This is a genomic window from Myxococcus sp. CA056, from assembly GCF_013336715.1.
GTDB classification, from domain to species: domain Bacteria; phylum Myxococcota; class Myxococcia; order Myxococcales; family Myxococcaceae; genus Myxococcus; species Myxococcus llanfairpwllgwyngyllgogerychwyrndrobwllllantysiliogogogochensis.
Genome location: NZ_JABUMT010000001.1, coordinates 75,353 through 92,960, shown reverse-complemented (window position 1 = coordinate 92,960; position 17,608 = coordinate 75,353). Strand labels below are relative to the sequence as shown.

12 protein-coding genes are annotated in these 17,608 nt (G+C 70.3%); 4 read left to right on the top strand and 8 right to left on the bottom strand.

Annotation, left to right across the window (positions count from 1 at the left end; genetic code table 11):
* Window positions 1-52 precede the first annotated feature (52 nt).
* The 3 genes from HUA76_RS00365 to HUA76_RS00355 all read left to right on the top strand — a co-directional run bounded on the left by HUA76_RS00365 (window position 53) and on the right by HUA76_RS00355 (window position 3,177).
* Window positions 53-1,177 (top strand): isoaspartyl peptidase/L-asparaginase family protein, encoded by a 1,125-nt coding sequence (locus HUA76_RS00365; protein WP_174459684.1) that lies wholly within the window; start codon window positions 53-55, stop codon window positions 1,175-1,177.
* A 132-nt stretch (window positions 1,178-1,309) separates the two neighbouring features.
* Complete coding sequence (locus HUA76_RS00360) at window positions 1,310-1,687, top strand: hypothetical protein (RefSeq protein ID WP_141644445.1); 378 nt, start codon at window positions 1,310-1,312, stop codon at window positions 1,685-1,687.
* A 128-nt stretch (window positions 1,688-1,815) separates the two neighbouring features.
* Window positions 1,816-3,177: a S9 family peptidase gene (locus HUA76_RS00355; RefSeq protein ID WP_174459683.1), complete on the top strand. Its 1,362-nt coding sequence runs from the start codon at window positions 1,816-1,818 to the stop codon at window positions 3,175-3,177.
* Window positions 3,178-3,200: 23 nt separating this feature from the next.
* On the opposite strand, the gene HUA76_RS00350 is transcribed toward HUA76_RS00355, so the two are convergent.
* Window positions 3,201-4,091: a DUF6463 family protein gene (locus tag HUA76_RS00350; protein WP_174459682.1), complete on the bottom strand. Its 891-nt coding sequence runs from the start codon at window positions 4,089-4,091 to the stop codon at window positions 3,201-3,203.
* 117 nt (window positions 4,092-4,208) lie between these two features.
* Between HUA76_RS00350 and HUA76_RS00345 the strand changes: the two genes are divergently transcribed.
* Entirely contained in the window at window positions 4,209-4,838 is a 630-nt protein-coding gene (locus tag HUA76_RS00345) for a TetR/AcrR family transcriptional regulator (protein WP_141644442.1), read from the top strand.
* A gap of 31 nt (window positions 4,839-4,869) precedes the next feature.
* On the opposite strand, the gene HUA76_RS00340 is transcribed toward HUA76_RS00345, so the two are convergent.
* The 7 genes from HUA76_RS00340 to HUA76_RS00310 form a co-directional block, all read right to left on the bottom strand.
* Window positions 4,870-6,216 (bottom strand): sorbosone dehydrogenase family protein, encoded by a 1,347-nt coding sequence (locus tag HUA76_RS00340; RefSeq protein ID WP_174459681.1) that lies wholly within the window; start codon window positions 6,214-6,216, stop codon window positions 4,870-4,872.
* Window positions 6,217-6,509: 293 nt separating this feature from the next.
* Window positions 6,510-9,140 carry a PQQ-dependent sugar dehydrogenase gene (locus HUA76_RS00335; RefSeq protein WP_254613953.1) on the bottom strand — a complete coding sequence of 877 codons (2,631 nt, stop codon included), beginning with the start codon at window positions 9,138-9,140 and terminating at the stop codon, window positions 6,510-6,512.
* Window positions 9,141-9,277: 137 nt separating this feature from the next.
* A complete protein-coding gene (locus tag HUA76_RS00330) occupies window positions 9,278-10,348 on the bottom strand; it encodes a YXWGXW repeat-containing protein (protein WP_174459679.1) in 1,071 nt (356 codons plus the stop codon).
* A 181-nt stretch (window positions 10,349-10,529) separates the two neighbouring features.
* Window positions 10,530-14,309, bottom strand: coding sequence for a tetratricopeptide repeat protein (locus tag HUA76_RS00325; protein WP_174459678.1), 3,780 nt, complete (start codon window positions 14,307-14,309; stop codon window positions 10,530-10,532).
* An 85-nt stretch (window positions 14,310-14,394) separates the two neighbouring features.
* A complete protein-coding gene (locus tag HUA76_RS00320; protein ID WP_174454648.1) occupies window positions 14,395-16,248 on the bottom strand; it encodes a serine/threonine-protein kinase in 1,854 nt (617 codons plus the stop codon).
* A 118-nt stretch (window positions 16,249-16,366) separates the two neighbouring features.
* The gene (locus tag HUA76_RS00315) at window positions 16,367-16,957 is read right to left on the bottom strand and encodes a GAF domain-containing protein (protein ID WP_141647437.1); all 591 of its coding nucleotides are present in this window, start codon (window positions 16,955-16,957) and stop codon (window positions 16,367-16,369) included.
* A gap of 301 nt (window positions 16,958-17,258) precedes the next feature.
* Complete coding sequence (locus tag HUA76_RS00310; RefSeq protein WP_141647436.1) at window positions 17,259-17,519, bottom strand: hypothetical protein; 261 nt, start codon at window positions 17,517-17,519, stop codon at window positions 17,259-17,261.
* Window positions 17,520-17,608 lie beyond the last annotated feature (89 nt).

Here is a 17,608-nt window from a genome sequence, read left to right as displayed (position 1 = left end):
GGTGTTGGTGCCACACACGCCTTGTCTCTCGGTTGCCGCTGGAGGTCGCCGAATGTTCGCTTCGCTCCCTTCTCTTCCCCGGAGCCTCGTCGCGGGGACCGCGCTGCTCCTCATTCCCATGGGCTGCACCAGCGCGGAGTCCGCGCGCGTCGATGATGCCCGGCTCACCCAGGAAGGCTCCGCTGCTCGCAAGCCACGCTGGGGTCTGGTCATCCACGGAGGCGCGGGGGGCATCTCCCGGGAGAACCTCTCCGCGGAGCGCGAGGCCGAGGTTCGCGCCGTGCTCCAGCAGGCACTCCAGGCCGGGCACTCGGTCCTTGCTCAGGGCGGCAGCAGCCTGGATGCGGTGACGGCGGCCATCCGCATCCTGGAGGACTCGCCCCACTTCAACGCGGGCAAGGGCGCGGTCTTCAACCATGACGGCATCAACGAGTTGGACGCCGCCATCATGGACGGAACGACGCGCGCGGCGGGCGCGGTGGCGGGCCTGCGGCACGTGAAGAACCCCATCGAGCTGGCGCGCCGGGTGATGGAGAAGTCGCCGCACGTGATGATGATTGGAGAGGGCGCGGAGTCCTTCGCGAAGGCCCAGGGCGTGGAGCTGGTCGACGCGAAGTACTTCTTCACAGAGGAGCGGTGGCAGAGCCTCCAGCGCGCGCTGGAGAAGGAGCGCGCCACGCCCGCTCCGGGACAGCCCTCGTCGTCGCTGCGTCCCGGCTATGACCCGGTGACGGGCGACCACAAGTTCGGCACCGTGGGCGCGGTGGCGTTGGACCAGGCTGGCAACCTCGCGGCGGGCACGTCCACCGGAGGCATGACGAACAAGCGCTACGGCCGCGTGGGCGACGCCCCCATCATCGGCGCAGGCACCTACGCGGACCCGCGCTGCGCGGTCTCCGCCACGGGCCATGGTGAGTTCTTCATCCGCTACACGGTGGCGCGCGACATCTGCGCACGCGTCGAGTACCAGCAACTCCCCCTGCCCGAGGCCGCCAACGTCGTCGTCCATGACGTGCTGGTGAAGGCTGGAGGCGAAGGCGGAGTCATCGCCATGGACCGCGAAGGCAACGTGGCCATGCCCTTCAACTCGTCGGGCATGTACCGGGGTTATGTGGGACAGGACGGCCAGCCGCACGTGGCCATCTTCAAGGACCCGGCGCCTCCTGCGTCGAAGTAGGCCGCCGTTGTCGGTCTGGGTGGGCGCGTGACGGGGAAGCGCGCCTGGAGTGCAATCGAGTTGCTCCTGTAGACTGTATCCAGGTCCGCGCAATGCCGCGCGGCCTGTGTGTGAGTCGAAAGGAGCATCCTCATGGTGTCACTTCGCAAGCACCTGCCGTGGAGCGTCGCGGCCCTTCTCGCCCTCTTCGCGGGAATCTTCTCCGCGCTGCCCGCCCACGCGGAATCCACGGAGGAGGCCGTCTGCATCGGCGGTGAGCAGGAGGCGGAGCGTGCCTCGCTCGCCATCTGCCACCAGTCCTTCTGTTCCGACGTGAGTGATTGCTGGGAGGCGTGTCCGAACGCGCGGACGGCGGCCTGTGTCGAAAGTGCGTGCGAGTACACGTATCCGAGCGGGGGTGGCGGTGGTGGTGGCCCTCTCTGCCACCAGCAGTTCTGCTCCGAGGATTCCCAGTGCGTGTGCAACAACGCTCAGGGCTTCTGCGGCGCCGACAGCACCTGCTACTTCTGACGCGCTGAGAGGGGCCTTCGAGAGGCGCCTTGCGTGTCTTCTCAGGGCGCCTGGGTCCGCTGTCGGGTCCGCGACGAAATCGCCGCGGACCCTTTTCAGAAAAGTCCGAGCGCGGTGTCTTGGAGGACATGCGCACGATACTGCTCGCACTGGCCCTCCTGGGATGCTCCGCCTCCGCCTCGGACGTCGAGGGCGTGTCTCCCGACACCACCGAGCTCGCGAATCCCGCCTTGTCGGTGACGGTGCTGGGGTCCGGGCAGGCGGAGGCTGGAGGTCAGCTCTGGCAGTACCATTTGCTGCGGCTCCAGGAGGCCGGCAAGGCGCCCACCTATGCCCAGTGGTTCCCGCCCCGGAACCCGGGCTTGTGGCCCACGATGATGCTCACCCGTCCCTATGACGGAATCACGTGGACGGGCGAGGTGGTGGACCAGAAGTGGGCCCTGCGAGGGCCTGGCATCCATCCAGACGACAGTGAGCCCCACCACCACGCGGGCTCGTCCGCCATCGCCTTCTCCATCAGCCCGCCCGAGTTCATCGCCGCGGAGTCGTTCTTCTATCTGTTCCACGACTTCGGCGTGCTCAACGTCTTCGGTCGCTTCTATGCGGGCGGCGACATCCAGAACGACCGGGACGACATGCACGCGGGCATGCGCTTTCTCGCGCAGGCCCCCGGCGTGGACCGCTCGCGCATCGGTGTCCATGGCGGCTCATGGGGCGGCTTCGAGGCGCTCTACGCCGCGGCGGATGCTCCGGTGGAGGCGCGGCCCAAGGTGGGCGTGGCGCTCTTCCCGCTGTCCGACTTCGCGCGCCAGTACGAATACCTCACGTCCGTCATCCCCGCGCGGGTGTCGGACCCGGTGGTGCGCAACCAGTACGCCACCTTCTTCGAGCCCTACCTGCGCCGCATCAACGCCACCACGGGAGGCGCTCCAGGCACGGCGGGGGCGGACTACAGCCGGTGGACGCGCGAGCACCTGGCACCGAAGCTCTCCACGCCGTTCCTCGTCATCCACGAGGACTGGGACACGCTCGTGCCGGTGGAGCAGACGCAGACGCTGGCGTCCCTTGTCGGCCCCAGCCTGACGGCGCTGTACCTCCTGCACCTGGACGCGCCGGACTGGAACACGCGAGGGCTGGACCACGGGCTGCTGGTGGGCCAGTACGGCCACGCGGTCAACACGGTGACGCTGGGGCACCTGCTGACGAATCTGGGGGGCCCGTCACAGGTGCTCTTCGTCCCCTTCGTGCAGGACACGCTGGTGGCCTGGCTGTGGGAGGTGCGCGTCCTCCAGTATTACGGCCGGGACATGTCCGCGGTGGCCCCCCGCCTGCGCGAACTGGCGGACCCGCGCGTGGGACTCTTCGAGCTGACCACGGGTGGGGTCGTGCTCGGCGCGGAGTGGGTGGCCCTGGCGGTGAACGCCCTCTGGGGAACGCAGTACACGGCCGCCAACATCCGCGAGGCGCTGTCCGCCGGACTGCCTCCCTGAGAGGACGGCACGAACTCCCGCTGCTACCGATGCGCCGTTGGAGCGCCTGACGTGGCCACGGAGCCGAGTGTTCCGGCCGCCGCTCGCGCCATGGCGCCGACGACCAGGTGATGGAAGGGCCGGATGACGTTGAAGTACACCGGCCCCGCCCAGTTCCGGTAGCGCACCACCGTCACGACGTGGAAGCGGCGCGGGAGGGTGGGGCCGGGCTCCACGCAGACGGCGAGGACCGCATCCAGGTGCGAGTCCTCCGCGCCCACCACCCAGGCGCGCTCCTCCTCCGCGTGGCGTACGGTGAAGAAGGAGGCCGTGGCGCCCCGGCTCATGGGCACGTCCTCCGCGCGCAGACGCCGGGGCTGAGGCACGCCGACCTGTCGCAGGCCGAGCAGACGGACGAAGACTCCGCGCACCCTGAACAGCGCGGTCACCCATGCGGGCTGATACGACATCAGCCGGGCGACGAACTCGCGCAGGGAGAGCTCCGACTCCACCGTCTTCACGTCCACGTGGTGGGCGCCCTCCAGGAACTCGGGCGGCACACCGGGCAGCGCCTTCACGAAGCGGCGCGCCCGCCGGAGCGCGAGCAGGCCCAGCGGCAGCAACACCCAGCCCCCTGTCACCGGCATGGGCACCACCAAGAACACGCCAAGGCCCAGCAGTCCCCAGCCGAAGCTCGCCGGGGGCGGGCGGCCCGTCTCGCGTTCCACCCAGCGCGCCAGGGCACCCAGCAGCACCATTCCCCAGCCAGCGACGAGGAACCAGAAGGCCGCCGCACGGGCGCCCATGTCCTCCGGCACGCTGGCGAGGACTCCCGCGCTCGCCATCTCCCACAAGGGCCCCCGGTAGAGCACCAGCCCCACGAGCTGGTGCAGCCCTCCGACGACCATCAGCAGCGTCCCCGTCGTCACTCGCATGCGCGGCCTCCCCTCTGACATACGGCTCCGAATGTCCATACGGTACCGTATGGAGGAGACGTAACAAGAAGAGGGTCCTGGACGCCAGTGGCGCGGTCCGCCAGACTTCGAGGGGCGATGAGCCGCGCTTCTTCCCGCCCGCCGAGTCCTTCCACCTTTCGGACCTTCGAGGAGATTCGCGCCCGGCGTCGGGGCCCTGGGCTGACGGCCGAGGACTGGGCGGACGCGGCGCTGTGGAGCCTCGTCGATGGCGTGGATGCGCTGTCGGTGGAGCGCCTGGCCGGGAAGCTGGGGGTGACGAAGGGCAGCTTCTACTGGCACTTCAAGGGGCGCCCGGCGCTGGTGCGGGCCGCGCTCGAGCGGTGGGAGCAATTGGCCACCCAGGATGTCATCACCCGCCTGGACGCCCTGCCGACGCCCGAGGCGCGGCTGCGTCAGTTGCTCGTGGTGACGTTCGAGCCCGAGCCCGCGGGCAGAATCGAGGTGGCCATCGCCGCCGCCGCCGCGAATCCACTCATCCAGCCGGTGCTCGCGCGCGTGTCCCGACGGCGCATCGACTATCTGGTGTCGTTGTACCGCGCCATGGGCATGCCACTTCGGGACGCTCGCGCGTGGGCGCTCCAGGCGTATTCCACCTACGTGGGCCTGCTGCACCTGTCCATCGCCAGCCCGGACACGCTGCGCTCCGCGAGGGAGCGCTCCGACTACGTCAAGCACCTCGCCCGGGCGCTGATGCCCTCCACGTGAGGCCTGGCAGGTGGAGGGGCGCTGGCGGTGACTACGGCGACGGTGGTCGATGGACGGTGCCGATGTAGTTGATGCGGCGGACCTCTCCGCCGCCCTCGTACGTCGTGTAGTAGAGCGACGTCCCGGTGCTGGAGGGGCCGAAGCGCAGCGACACCGCGGAGCCGCTGCCCAGGCCCGTGGCGAACGCGCTCACCGTCACTGCGCCGCCAGGGCCTTGGGTCAGCTTGAACACCTTGCCGCAGACGAAGTCGCTGAAGAAGTACGCGTCGTCATCGTTGGACGCCCATGCTCCCTGCGGCACGAAGGCACCCCCGGTGATGGAGTTGCAGCCCTGGAAGGGGGAGCCGCCGGGGTTGGCGCCATGCTTGTAGTCGAACAGCGGATTGGTCATCCCGGCGGGAGGTGCTCCACAGTTCGTGGCGGAGGCGGTGACACAGTGTCCCTCCCGTGTGTTCCAGCCGTAGTCCGCGCCCTCGATGCCCTCGTCGATTTCCTCCCAGACGCTCTGGCCCACGTCGTTGATGAAGAAGCTGCTCGTGCCGGGACGGAACGCGATGCGGAACGGGTTGCGCAGGCCCGTGGCGTAGATTTCCTGGCAGGGACCGGTGCCTGGCGGAACGCCCGCGGGGTTGCCACAGCGTCGGGCTCCTGGCGCGTCGAACCAGGGGTTGTTCGGGGCCATGTTGCCGTCCTTGCGGACGCGCAGAATCTTTCCCAGCAGCACGTCCAGCCTGCGCGCCGTGTTGTTCAGTCCGCCGCAGCGGCTCGGGTCCCCGAGCTGGCAGCCACCGTCACCCACGCTGATGTAGAGCCGCCCGTCCGAGCCGAAGGCCAGGTCCCCTCCATTGTGGTTGCCTGCTGTGGAGGGGATGTTGTCCAGCAGCACCACCTCGCTGGCGGGATTGATGGTGTTTCCATCCGACAGCGTGAAGCGCGAGACGCGGTTCACCGGCACGTTGGGGATGTTCGTCCCGCAGGTGTTGAACTTGTTGAACGTGTAATAGAGGAAGATGTGGGCCGTGTTGATGAAGTTCGGGTCCACCGCGATGCCCAGGAGGCCTCGCTCCGAATCGCTGCACAGCCTGGCGGAGAGGTTCAGTGCCGGCGTCGGCAAGAGCACGCCCCCGGTGAACACTCGCAGCTGTCCCCCTTGTGTGGTGATGAGCAGCCGCCCATCCGGCGTGAAGGCGAGCGCGGTGGGCTCCGAGATGTTCGTCACCAGTGCGTCGGTATACGACGGCGGCAGGGTGACGGCGGCGCGCGTGGCACTGACTTCGTCCGGGGCTTCGGCCATGTCGGACGAGGGTTCGGGCGCGCAAGCCACGGACAGGAGGAGCAGGGGCAGTACCCGCGCGAAACGACAGGGCCAGGGGGGCATGGGAGACTCCGAAAGAGGGGCGTGAGGCGCATGGCCCTTGGCGCCGGCGCCGACTTTTCGCGAGCTTGAACGAGGCTCCTTGTCGGTGGGTGAACGGGGATGCCTGGGGCCTCCACCGGGGCTGTCCGCCGGCGCTCAGTGGTGGTGGTCGCCGGGGCGTCGTTCCTGTCCTGCGCGCCGCCGCCGGCGGGCGTCGTGTCCTGTGCACGAAGGCGGTGGCGGGGTACGCCTCGCCCGGGCGCGACTGACTGCGTACGGGAGGCAGCGCTGTCCCGGGCGAGGTGTGTCCTGGACTACTGCTGCTCCACGTCCACGAAGTTGACCTTGTTGTTGGCGGCGCCGCTGCCGTTGGTGAGCGTCAGCCTGCCGTCGGAGACGTTGACGGTGGTCGTCGTGGTGAAGAAGTGCGTGGTGGCGGTGGGCGTTCCGGACAGCGCGGGCTGTCCTTCCAGCGCGAGCGAGAAGACGCTGTCGACGTGGTCCGGGTCTCCAGCGGCAATCGTCACGCGGTACTGGCCGGAGGGCACGGCGAGCTCCCACACCGCGTTCGGGTTCTCCGTCTTCTGCAGGTGCGTGAAGGTGTCGTAGCGCGCGTCCGGTGAAGCCGCGCTGCCCCTCGCGCGGGTCTGCGTGGAGTTGTCCGTGTTCCATCCGTAGGACAGCCCGTTGCCCCGGTCACCGAATGTCAGTCCGGTGTCCGCGACGTAGCCGGAAGGTACGGCCGAGGTGGCGGGCAGGAAGTCCACCCGGGCCGCGAAGCCGTTCTGATAGGTGGCGGAGAGGCTGGAGTTGGACGCGGGCGTCAGGTAGCCGTGCGCCAGCGCGCCGCCGTCGGACCAGGAGGCCCAGACCTTCCACACCCCGCTGGAGTCGGTCTGTGAGGGTGCCGCCACGTTGAGCGTGTAGCGCTCCCAGGACTTGATGACGGTGGGCGTGGTGAAGGAGGTGCCATTGACCTCCAGCGTCAGCCCCGAGGGCACCGAGTCCAGCGCCACGTCGACGATGTGGGGCAGCAGGTTGCGCGTCACCGTGGTGGTGCGGCCCTGGGAGTCGGTGGCGGTGAGCTGCACTTCCACGAAGTTCGTCAGCACCGCGGGCAGGTCTTCCGGCTGGGGCGCGGTGAGGGGAATGTTGTTGCCGTTCGTCGCCGCGAGCAGCGGGTGCGTGTGCTCGTTGTGGTGCAAGAGCGCGCGCCAGGTGAGCTGCGTTGCCGGCAGGGTGCCATCCTCCGCGTCGGTGGCGCTGCCCGTCAGCACCAGCGGCTGGCCCGCGTAGAAGCGCAGGCTCTCCAGGGGACCGGTGATGACGGGCACGGGCGCGGTGTTGCCCGCGTCGATGCGGAGCGTGGCCGCCTGCGCGGACGTGGCGCCGCGCGCGTCGCGCACCGAGAGGGAGGCCGTGAAGGCGCCGCTCGCGGTGTAGACGTGGCTGGTGGTGGCGGTGGTCGTCTCCACTCCGGCGCTGCCGTCCCCGAAGTTCCAGACGTACGTCAGCGCATCCCCGTCCGGGTCGCTGCTGGCGCCGCCGTTGAAATTGACCGTCAAGGGCGTGGCGCCCGCGGTGGGGCTCGCGGACAGCGCGGCCGTGGGTGCCCGGTTGCGCGTGCCGGTGAAGTCGATGCGGCGGACCTCTCCACCGCCCGCGTACGTCGTGTAGTAGAGCGACTGGCCCGTACCGGCGGGGCCGAAGCGCAGCGTCACCGCGGAGCTGCCCCCCAGGCCGGTGGCGAACGCGTCCACCGTCACGGCGCCCCCCGAGCCTCGCGTCAGCTTGAACACCTTGCCGCAGACGTAGTCGCTGAAGAAGTACGCGTTGTCATCCGAGGAGGCCCAGGCCCCGGGAGGCGCGAAGGTGCCACCGGTGATGGAGTTGCAACCCTGGAAGGGCGAGCCCGTGGGGTTGGTGCCGTGCTTGTAGTCGAACAGCGGATTGGTCATCCCGGCGGGAGGCGCCCCACAACTGGTGGTGGAGTTGTTGGCGCAGTGGCCCTCGCGCGTGTTCCAGCCGTAGTCCGCGCCCTTGATGCCCTCGTCGATTTCCTCCCAGACGCCCTGGCCCACGTCGTTGATGAAGAAGGTGTTGGTGCCCGGCTGGAAGGCGAAGCGGAACGGGTTGCGCAGGCCCGTGGCGTAGTTCTCCTGGCACGGCCCGGTGCCTGTCGGCACGCCCGTGGGGTTGCCGCAGCGACGGCTGCCGGAGGCCGCGTACCAGGGGTTGTCCGTGGGGATGGTGCCGTCCTTGCGGATGCGCAGCATCTTCCCCAGCAGGACGTCCAGGCGGCGCGCGGTGGTGTTCTGGCCCGCGCAGCGGCTCGGGTCCCCGAGCTGGCAGCCACCGTCACCCACGCTGACGTAGAGCAATCCGTCCGCGCCGAAGTGCAAATCACCTCCGTTGTGGTTGCCCGCCGTGGAGGGGATGTTGTCCAGCACCACCAGCTCGCTGGCCGGGTTCACCACGTTCCCCGTCGACAGCGTGAAGCGCGAGACGCGGTTCACCGCGACGTTGGTGATGTTCGTGGTGCAGGTGTTGAACTTGTTGAACGTGTAATAGAGATACAGATGACCGGTGCTGCTGAAGTCCGGGTCCACCGCGATGCCCAGGAGCCCGCGCTCCGAGTTGGTGCACAGCCTGGCGGCGAGGTTCAGCGCCGGGGTCGCCACCAGGACGCCGCCCGCGAAGACGCGCAGCTGGCCTCCCTGGGTGGTGATGAGCAGCCGCCCATCCGGAGTGAAGGCCAACGCGGTGGGCTGGGAGACAGCCGTCACCAGCGCATCGGCATATGACGGCGGCAGGGTGATGGCGGCGCTCGTGGTGCCGACCTCGCTCGGGGCTTCCGCCGCTTCGAGCGAGGGCTCGGGCTCACACGCCACGGCCAGCAAACACAGGGGTACCAACCACGCGAAACCACGAATCCAGGATGTCATGGAGCACTCCAGGGGGAGGGTCATGAAGCACCTTGGATTTGCTGTTTAATCTTGATTTTCGCGAGTCTGAACGAGGCTGCTGTCTGCCAGTGAACGGCGGAGGCCGGGGCGCCTCCGCCTTGGGTGCCGGGCGATGTTCAGTGGCGGTCACCACGTCCCCGGCCGCGGCCATGGCCATGGGAGCCACCGCCGGCGGGCGTCGCGTCGTGGGTGCGCGAGCGCTGGCTGGGGGAGCGCCAGCGGTCCTGGCGTCGCGACGGCTGCTGACCCTTCCAGCGGTCATCGCGGTGCGAGCGGTCATTACCACGGTTGCGCCAGGAGTCATCGCGGTCGTGGTGCCTGGGGCCGCCGCGGTCCCTCCAGTAGCTGTGGTAGGTCGGCGAGCGCCAGACGCGGTCATGCCGGTAGTAGTGGCCGGAGGTCCGCCACGGGCGGTGGTAGTAGTAGCGGACGGCCGGCGCGCGGTACCACGTGTGGGCGAAGTAGTTGGGGTGGCCCCAGCCCACGGTGACGCGCGCGTGGCGGAAGACGGGGATGGTGACATTCACGGAGCCGCGAGGCGCCCAGCCTCCGCCGAGGAAGTGCCACGCCAGTCCGCGCTGCACCCAGCGGGGCGAGACGAAGACCAGGTCGGCTCGCGGCGGCGCGGCCCACGTGCCGTCCACCCAGTCCCAGTCGTTCCCGGACCAGTACCAATAGCCGGGCTCCCACACGAGGTTCGCGGAGGGCGCCGCCGGGCGCATCTCCTGGCGAGGCGCGGGAGGCGCCTGCTGGGTGGAGAGCGTCTCCGCGGAGACGGCAATGGGAATCTCCACCTCCGTGGTGCCCTGGCGCGCCCAGCCGCCGGAGACCCAGTACCAGGAGCCCCGGTCCTCTTCCCAGTAGCCGTTGACGAACTGGTAGCCCGCCATGGGGGCTACCCAGGTGCCGGGGTTGAAGCGCCACTCGCCGCCGTCCCAGTACCAGTGACCGGAGGCCCACACGGCGCCGGAGTAGGGCCGCCGCGACGGCCGCTCCGTGGGCAGCGACGGAGGAGGCTGGGGGGCCATGGGCGCCATCTCCTCGTCGGAGTCCTCGTCGTAGTCGCCGTCGGCGTACTCGCGGCCGTCATCGGCATAACCCGTGTCCGAGGGCACCGGGGCTGTCTGCGCCTGCACCACCGGGGCCGACAGCAGGGCCACCATCCAGAGCCAGCTTCGAGGACTCATGACGTCGTCTCCGTGTTGAGAATGCCATCCCCCTCGCGAGGGACTTCGATGGGCCTTCAGACGCGAGCGGGCCTCCCGTATTCAACCCGGGAGGCCCGCCGAAGTCGCCTGAAAGGGTGGGACGCCGGGGGGCCAGGCGGGCGACGGAGCGTCCGCTTCCCGCTGGCCAGCTCGGCCTGGACTACGGCTTCACGAGGAACATCTCGCGTGTCTGGATGAGGTCCACGTCGCCGGTGAAGCCGGAGAACTGCTCGTACTGGCGCGGGGCGACGCGCGCGCGGGGCAGCCGCAGCGACTCCGTGATTGTGAGCGTCGAGCCCTCCTGCTTCTCCGTGCGGGTGAAGCGGCCGAACGGGTTCTTCACGTCGAGCGCCGGCTGCGGGTCCGGCAGCTTCCAGCCGGAGGGCAGGGCCACCGTCACCTGCGTGCTGCTGGCCTCCGTGTTGTCGATGTACAGCGGCGTGCGGCGCGAGCTGAGCTGCACGTAGCGCCGTCCGAGCTGCGCGGGGAAGGTGAGGGGCCCCAGCGCCATGCGCTTGTCGCCTTCCAGTCGCCCGAAGCGCGGCACGGTGAACTCGTAGCGCAGCACGAAGGGCGCGCCCACCACGTCCTCGTGGTCCAGCTTCACGCTCGACAGCGCCGCGCCTCCGAAGTACCGCGCCACCGCGCCCTGGAGCGCCTGGTTGCGGCTCTCCGCGGACAGCTGGTTGAAGGCCTCGGCCAGCTGCGCCGCCTCGAACCCCAGGTATGTCTCCTCGCCCTTGCCGCTGAGCTTGCCTTCCGCGTCGAGCGACAGCGTCAGCCGCACCTGCTTGCCCGCGGACTCCTTCATCGCGGGCGTCTTCACCACCTCCAGCTTCCGGCCCGGCTCCGGCACCAGGTACGCGTCACGCCCGCCCATGGCGAACTCCGGCAGCTCGCCGAAGGGGCCAAAGCGCACCGACGTATCCACCCACACCGGCTCGCTGCCCGGCACCTCCACGCGCAGCGCCGCGTAGGGCAGCAGGCTGTCGTTGGGGAAGAGGTAGTCGTTGGGGTCCACGTTGAAGGTGCGCACCGCCGCCACGCGCGAGGGGATGCCCAGCTCCTCCAGGCCCGCCTTCAGCACCGCCAGCCGGCTGCCCCGGTCCTGCGCCACCGTGGACGCCGCGGACTGGCCCAGCCCGTTGTCCCGTCCGGAGAAGCGCTGCATCACCGCCGCATGCAGCGCCTTCACCGCGTCCAGGCCCTGCTTGCCCTGGGTGGCCTTGCGCGTGAAGTCCACGACTTCCGCCGTGCGCAGCCAGCGGTCCTGGAAGGCGTCGCCGTAGACGCGAATCAGGCCCTCGTTGCCCGTGGCGCCCGCGCCCACCATGACGAAGGGCAGGTACTCGTTGCCGGAGGGAGGGGCGTCCGGCTCGGGGATGAACGGCGGCACGCGGCGCGCCTCGTAGTGGAAGACCTCCTCGTCGCCCTTCACCGTCGGCGGGGGCGCCTTCATCCCGTGCGCGTCCACCTTCATGCCCGAGCCCTTGGGCGCCACCACCGTGTACGTGGTCCACGCGTTGGGCTGGTTGGCGATTTGGAAGTAGAACGCGGACGCCGTGAAGCCCGGCTGCGCGGGGCCGCGAGGGCTCTCCGCGAGCAGGTACTCCACTTCCACGCTGTCGCCCACCTGCACGCCGGGCAGGCTCACCGTGTCCTTGCCCTCGATGTTCTCCGGCTCCAGCACGCGCCCGTCCGCCTTCAGCGTGCGCAGCGCCAGCACCTGCGCGCCGCGCGGCACGTTCACCTCCGCGATTTCCTGCACGCCCGACTGCTCCAGCGCCTTCTGGATGGTGTGGATGCGGTTGACGATGCTGCCGTCGGGGTACACGCGCACCGCCGCCGCATCCAGCACGAACACGGCCGCGCCGCCGGTGACGGGCTCCGCGTCGTAGGCGCGCATCGCCTCGCGTCCCTCGATGGCGTGCTCCTGCAAGAGCTCCTTGCCCGTCTTCGCGCGCTCCACCGCGCGCCGCAGCGACAGGTCCTCGCCCTCCAGCGCCAGCGCCTTCTCCCTCAGCGCGAGCGCCTCCGCGCTCTGTCCCGCGTACTCGCGCACGTCCGCCATGCGCTTGAGCAGCTCCGCGTTGCGCGGCCACGTCACCGTCAGGGCCTGGAGCACCGCCAGCGCGTCGTCGTGGCGGCGCAGCCCCACGTAGAGGGTGGCCAGCGACGTGCCCGCGCTCACGCTGGTGGGGTCTCGCGCCAGCATCTCCGCGAAGGCGCGCGCGGCCGTCTCCAAATCGCCGCGCGTGCGCGCGTGGTCGGCCCGCCGCGCCTGGACGCCAGGGCAGTTCTGCTGCGCCTCCACGAGCGCGTCCGAGCGCTCCACCGCGTCGCGCCGCCGCGCCAGGTTGTACTGGAGCCCCAGCGCCTCACACAGGTTGGGCTGAATCTGCAGCGCCGCCGCCAGCGACTCCTCCGCCAGCGCGTCCACGTCCAGCGTCAGCGCCGCGCGCGCCCGCATCAGGAACAGCGGGAAGCCCGGGGGCTGCACGGCCTCGCTCGCCGTCTTCAGCGTCTCCAGCGCGGAGGCGGGCTGGCCGTCGTCCATGAAGAGGTCCGCGCGCAGGAGCAGCGCGCCCACGTTGCCCGGGTCCTTGGGCAGGAGCGCTTCCAAGTCCCGCGTGGCCCGACCGCGCGCCACCTTGGCGGGCACCGTGCGGTCCGCCGCCGCCAGCTCCGCGCGCAGCGACAGCAGCGCGGGCGTCGTGGCCTCCACGTCCGCCATCAGCCGGCGCGCCCCATCCGCGTCGCGCGACAGCCCGTCGCGGGCCGCGAGCACGGTGGACAACAGGTCTCCGGCCTCACCGGACAGCGCGTCCTTCAGGCTCTGCGTCGTGGGGTACACGCCCACGGCCTCGGACGTCTTCGGCGCGCTGCCCCAGGACGCGGGGGCCGCGCCCGTGGCGGCGGTGAAGCGCACGTTGGAGGGCCGGCCGTCGGCGCGCATCAGCGAGAAGGACAACACGCCGGAGGTCGCGCCCTTGAGCTGGCGGACGATGAAGCGGTGCTTGCCCGCGGGCAGCGCCACGGCGCGGGTGGTGACGGTGCTGGTGGCACGCTCCCAGCCCCGGCGCTCCATGAGCGGCGCGCCGTCCACGAGGAGCTGGTGGGTCGCGGCGCTCACCGAGCGCGCCACGTAGGTGGCCGCTTCCGGCACCTCCGCGTCGAAGGCCATGAGGTAGACGTCGCCCTCGCCGGGCTCGCCCGCCAGGTCCAGCCGTCCGTCCGGCGCGAGCAGCTTGCGCGGCGTCACCGCCCCGAAGGCGCCAGTGAAGGGGCCCGCGAGCGAGCCGTCCTGCTTCGTGGGGAACGGCTCATCCCAGGACAGGACGTGGAAGGCGGAGAAGGGGCCCACGAGCGTCGCCTCGGACACGCCGCCCAGCTCCCGCAGCACCGCGTCGCGCGCCTTCGTGTCCCCGCGCGCCACGGCGACGGACAGCCGCGCGCCGCGCAGCAGGTAGGCCGTCTCTCCGGTGGCGCCCGCGCCGAGCGCCTGCTGTGCGGCCTTGAGGATGGCGTCATCCAGCGGCGGCGCGGTGCCCACGGTGTCCAGCGCGTAGCGCGCGGCGATGAGGGCCAGCGGGTGGGTGGGCGCGCGCGTCACCAGCTCCAGCGCGGCGGTGAGGGCCCGGTCCGGCCGTCCCGCGCGCCGCGCGAGCAGGTGCTGACCGATGAGTGCGTACGGGTCCCCCGGGTCCTTGGCGATGGCCGCGTCGAAGCGCTGCTGCGCCTGGACGGAGTCGCCCGCGAGCAGGTGCGCATGGAAGCCGGCGAACGCGAGCGTGCGCGCCTCGTCCGAACCGGACTGGGCTTTCTCCGCGGCGGACTCCAGCACGCGCGGCGCGATGCTGGCGGAGGAGGGTGAGTGGGAGCAGCCCGAGAGGCCGGCGACGAGAGCGAACGCGGTCAGGCCGCGGCGGAAGGTGCGCATAGGAGGGTCGAGGGATAATGCAATCCCCCGTCACTGGCCATATTCCCCTGCGAGTCTCTGTCCGCTTCGAGTGCTCGGAAGGGGGCTAGCGGCGCTTGCCGTTCTTCGGAGCGGGCTTGGCGGGCTGCTTCTTGGGGGGAGGGGGCGGCGCCTTCTTGGGCACCACCGCCTTGGCGGGCACCGCGACGGCCACCGTCTTCACCGGCGGGGGCAGCGGGGTGGGCACCGGGGCCGTGGTTCCCCCGGGCGGGGACTGCTTCAGCACGTAGGTGATGCCGGCGACGCGGCAGGTGGCCTCCATGCAGCCGAAGCCGGGGAAGGGCGCGTCGCCGAACTGGTCCATCCAACCGATGCCGAGCACCAGCGGCTCGAAGATGGCCCGACGGTCCTTGCCGGTGCCCATGAAGGCCTCCAGCCGGCCCTCGGCGTCCACCGCCAGCTCGAGCGACACCGGGCCGCTTCGGGGCGACTCCATGCCCAGCATCGCGCCCCGGCGCTCACCCAGCGCCCACTCCAGGCGCAAGGGCTCGCCCACTCCGTTGTGCACCAGCGCCACGTAGCGGCCGGTGCTTCCCGTCAGCAGCATGGCCACGGTGGGGGGCGCAGAAGGCTGGTACAGGCTGAACATGTCCCGCAGGCGGCGCTCCCAGGTGGGCGGCGGCGCTTCGGTGAGCAGTTGGCCCGTCAGGCTGAGGATGTCTCCCTCCCGTCGCGTGACGTCCACGCGCACCCGCCCCACGCCCGTCGTGTCGTCCTGCCAGGGGAACACGAGCGTCTTGTCCTCGAGGTTCACCGGCCTGCCGGCGACCACGAGGCTCTGCTCGGCGAGGCCCTCGCCCAGCGTCACCTTGCGGCGCTCCGGACCGGCTTCCTCCCGCCCGGGCACGGGCTGGATTCGAGGCTCGCCCAGGTACGCCATGATGGTGGCGCCCGGTGAGGTGGGGACGCGCCGCTCGCCGCTCAGGTAGAACGCGGTGCCCAGCACGAAGCTCGCCGCCAGCACCATCAGCACGGCGACCGTCTGCATCACGACGCGCACGACCTTGCGCACGCCCGCCTTGACGCGCTGCACGCGCGTGAGCTTCACCGGCAGCATCGACGGGAGGCTTCCGGGGACGAGCAGCTCCAGGTCCGCGATGAGCGCCGCCACCGACGGGTAGCGGTCCTCCGGGTCCGGCTTGAGGCACTTGGTGACGATGCTGTCGACGCGCGGGTCCAGCCCCGGCTTGCGCTGGGACGGGGGGTCGAACGTGCCCAGCGGCACCTCGCCGGTCAGCCACTCGTAGAGGATGACGCCCAGCGAGAAGATGTCCGCGCGCGCGTCCGCGTTCTTCGCGTCCACCCGCTGCTCGGGCGCCATGTACGACAGCGTGCCCATGGACACGTGCGTGGACGTCAGCGCGTAGCGCGAGGAGGGACTCGCGTCGTCCAGGAACGAGGCGAGCCCGAAGTCGGACACCTTGGCGATGCCACCCGCCTGCTGGTCCAGCAGGATGTTCTCCGGCTTCAGGTCGCGGTGGATGACGCCTCGGCCGTGCGCGTACTCAATGGCCCGGCAGATTTCGAGCATCCGCCGCAGCGCGCCGAAGATGTCGAGCTGGGGGGCGCGGATCAACTCGCGCAGCGACGGCCCGTCCACGAACTCCATCACCAGGTAGTAGGTGACGTCCGTCTTCCCCTTGTCGACGATGGAGACGACGTTGGGGTGGCTCAGCGCGGCGAGGGCCGCGGCTTCCTTCTGGAAGCGCGCGATGAAGGACGGGTCCTTGGCCAGCTCCGCGTTGAGCAGCTTCACCGCCACCGTGCGGCCCAGCGACAACTGGGTGGCCTTGTGGACCTCTCCCATGCCTCCGGTACCCACGAGTTTTTCGAGGCGGTAACCGCTGATGAGATCCGGGGAACGGGTCCGGCTTATCGCCGTCGGGTCAATGGAGGACATGGCGGTAGGGCAGGGGGGCCGCCAGGGTAACAGAAACGCTCGGCGGAGGTGTCCACGCGCGAGAGAGGGGGTCGCCGATGCCCAGGCTGCCCGGCGACCAGGGGAGCGACTTCGAGTCTCAGTGCCCCGAAGCCGGAGTGCGACCCACCGCCGCGCGCAGGCTGGTGCGGACCTGATCCAACGACGAGCGCATCTGCCCGTGGCGCACCGACGCCGCCACCGCCCGCGCCAGCGACTTCAGGAGCGATACCTCTTCGGGCTTCCACGCCCGGGGACGGCGGCAGTCCTCGAAGACGGCCACCCCCCACCACTGCTGGCGCGAGGGGTTGATGGGGCACAGCAGGATCGACTGCGTTCCCTGGCGCTCCAACAAGTCCCGCATCATGGGCGGCGCGTCACGGGTGGGGCACGCCACCACCATTCCCGCCTCCAGCATGTCCACCCAGCCCGGCGCGAAGTCCCGGAAGGAGAAGGCGCGCAGCACGGGGTTGGCCAGCGCGGACGCGGTGGGCGGCTCCGCCCAGGCGTAGCGCAGGTCCGTCACGAACCGGCCGTACGTCTGCTGCGTGCGGTTCTCGAAGATGTACGCCCGGTCCACGCCCAGCGCATGGCCGACCATCCCCAGGGACTCGACGGCGGTGCTGGGCCCGAGCCCCTTCTCCAGCAAGAGCTTCGAGGCTTCCGACACCTTCGAGAAGGCTTCCACCATGGGGTGACTCCAGGAAAAGACGAATTGCAACGGGTTCCGCAAGTATCCGGAACGGACTGTCATCCTCTGAAGTCACATTAAGCGCGATTACTGTGTTTCTGTCAAATCCCAGTTTTACTGAAAGTCAAGAGTTCGTGCCGCAGACAATGACCCAGGAGGGGTGTAGATGACACAGGTGCTTTTCCGAGCAGGCAGGGCCGGCGACGAAGTGTCCGGGGCAGGACAGACCCTGAAAATGCCACGAGGGCGCCCCCTTGGAAGGGCACCCTCGTGTGGATTCCTCAGAACGAGGAAGTCGAGACTACTTGGTCTCGGCGGCGGTCTCGGCCTTGGGGGCCGCCTTCTTGGCCTTCTTGCCAGCCTTCGGCTTGGCCTCGGCGGCGGCGGGCTTGGCCTCCTCGGCCTTCACCTCGGCGGCGGGCGCGGGCTGCGCCTCGGCGGGAGCCGCGACGGGCGCGGCGGCGGCCGGCTTGGCCTCGGCGGCGGGGGCGGCGGCGGGAGCCGGGGTGTTGGCAAACGCGGTGGCGGCGGCGAGCAGGGCGGCGGCGAACACGGTCTTCATGGAAAGCTCCGTTGAGGGGGGACGACGCGAGATTGCGCCGTATCAGCGGGCAGGCGCTTGAGCAGCACGCGTGCCAGCGGCCTCTTCCG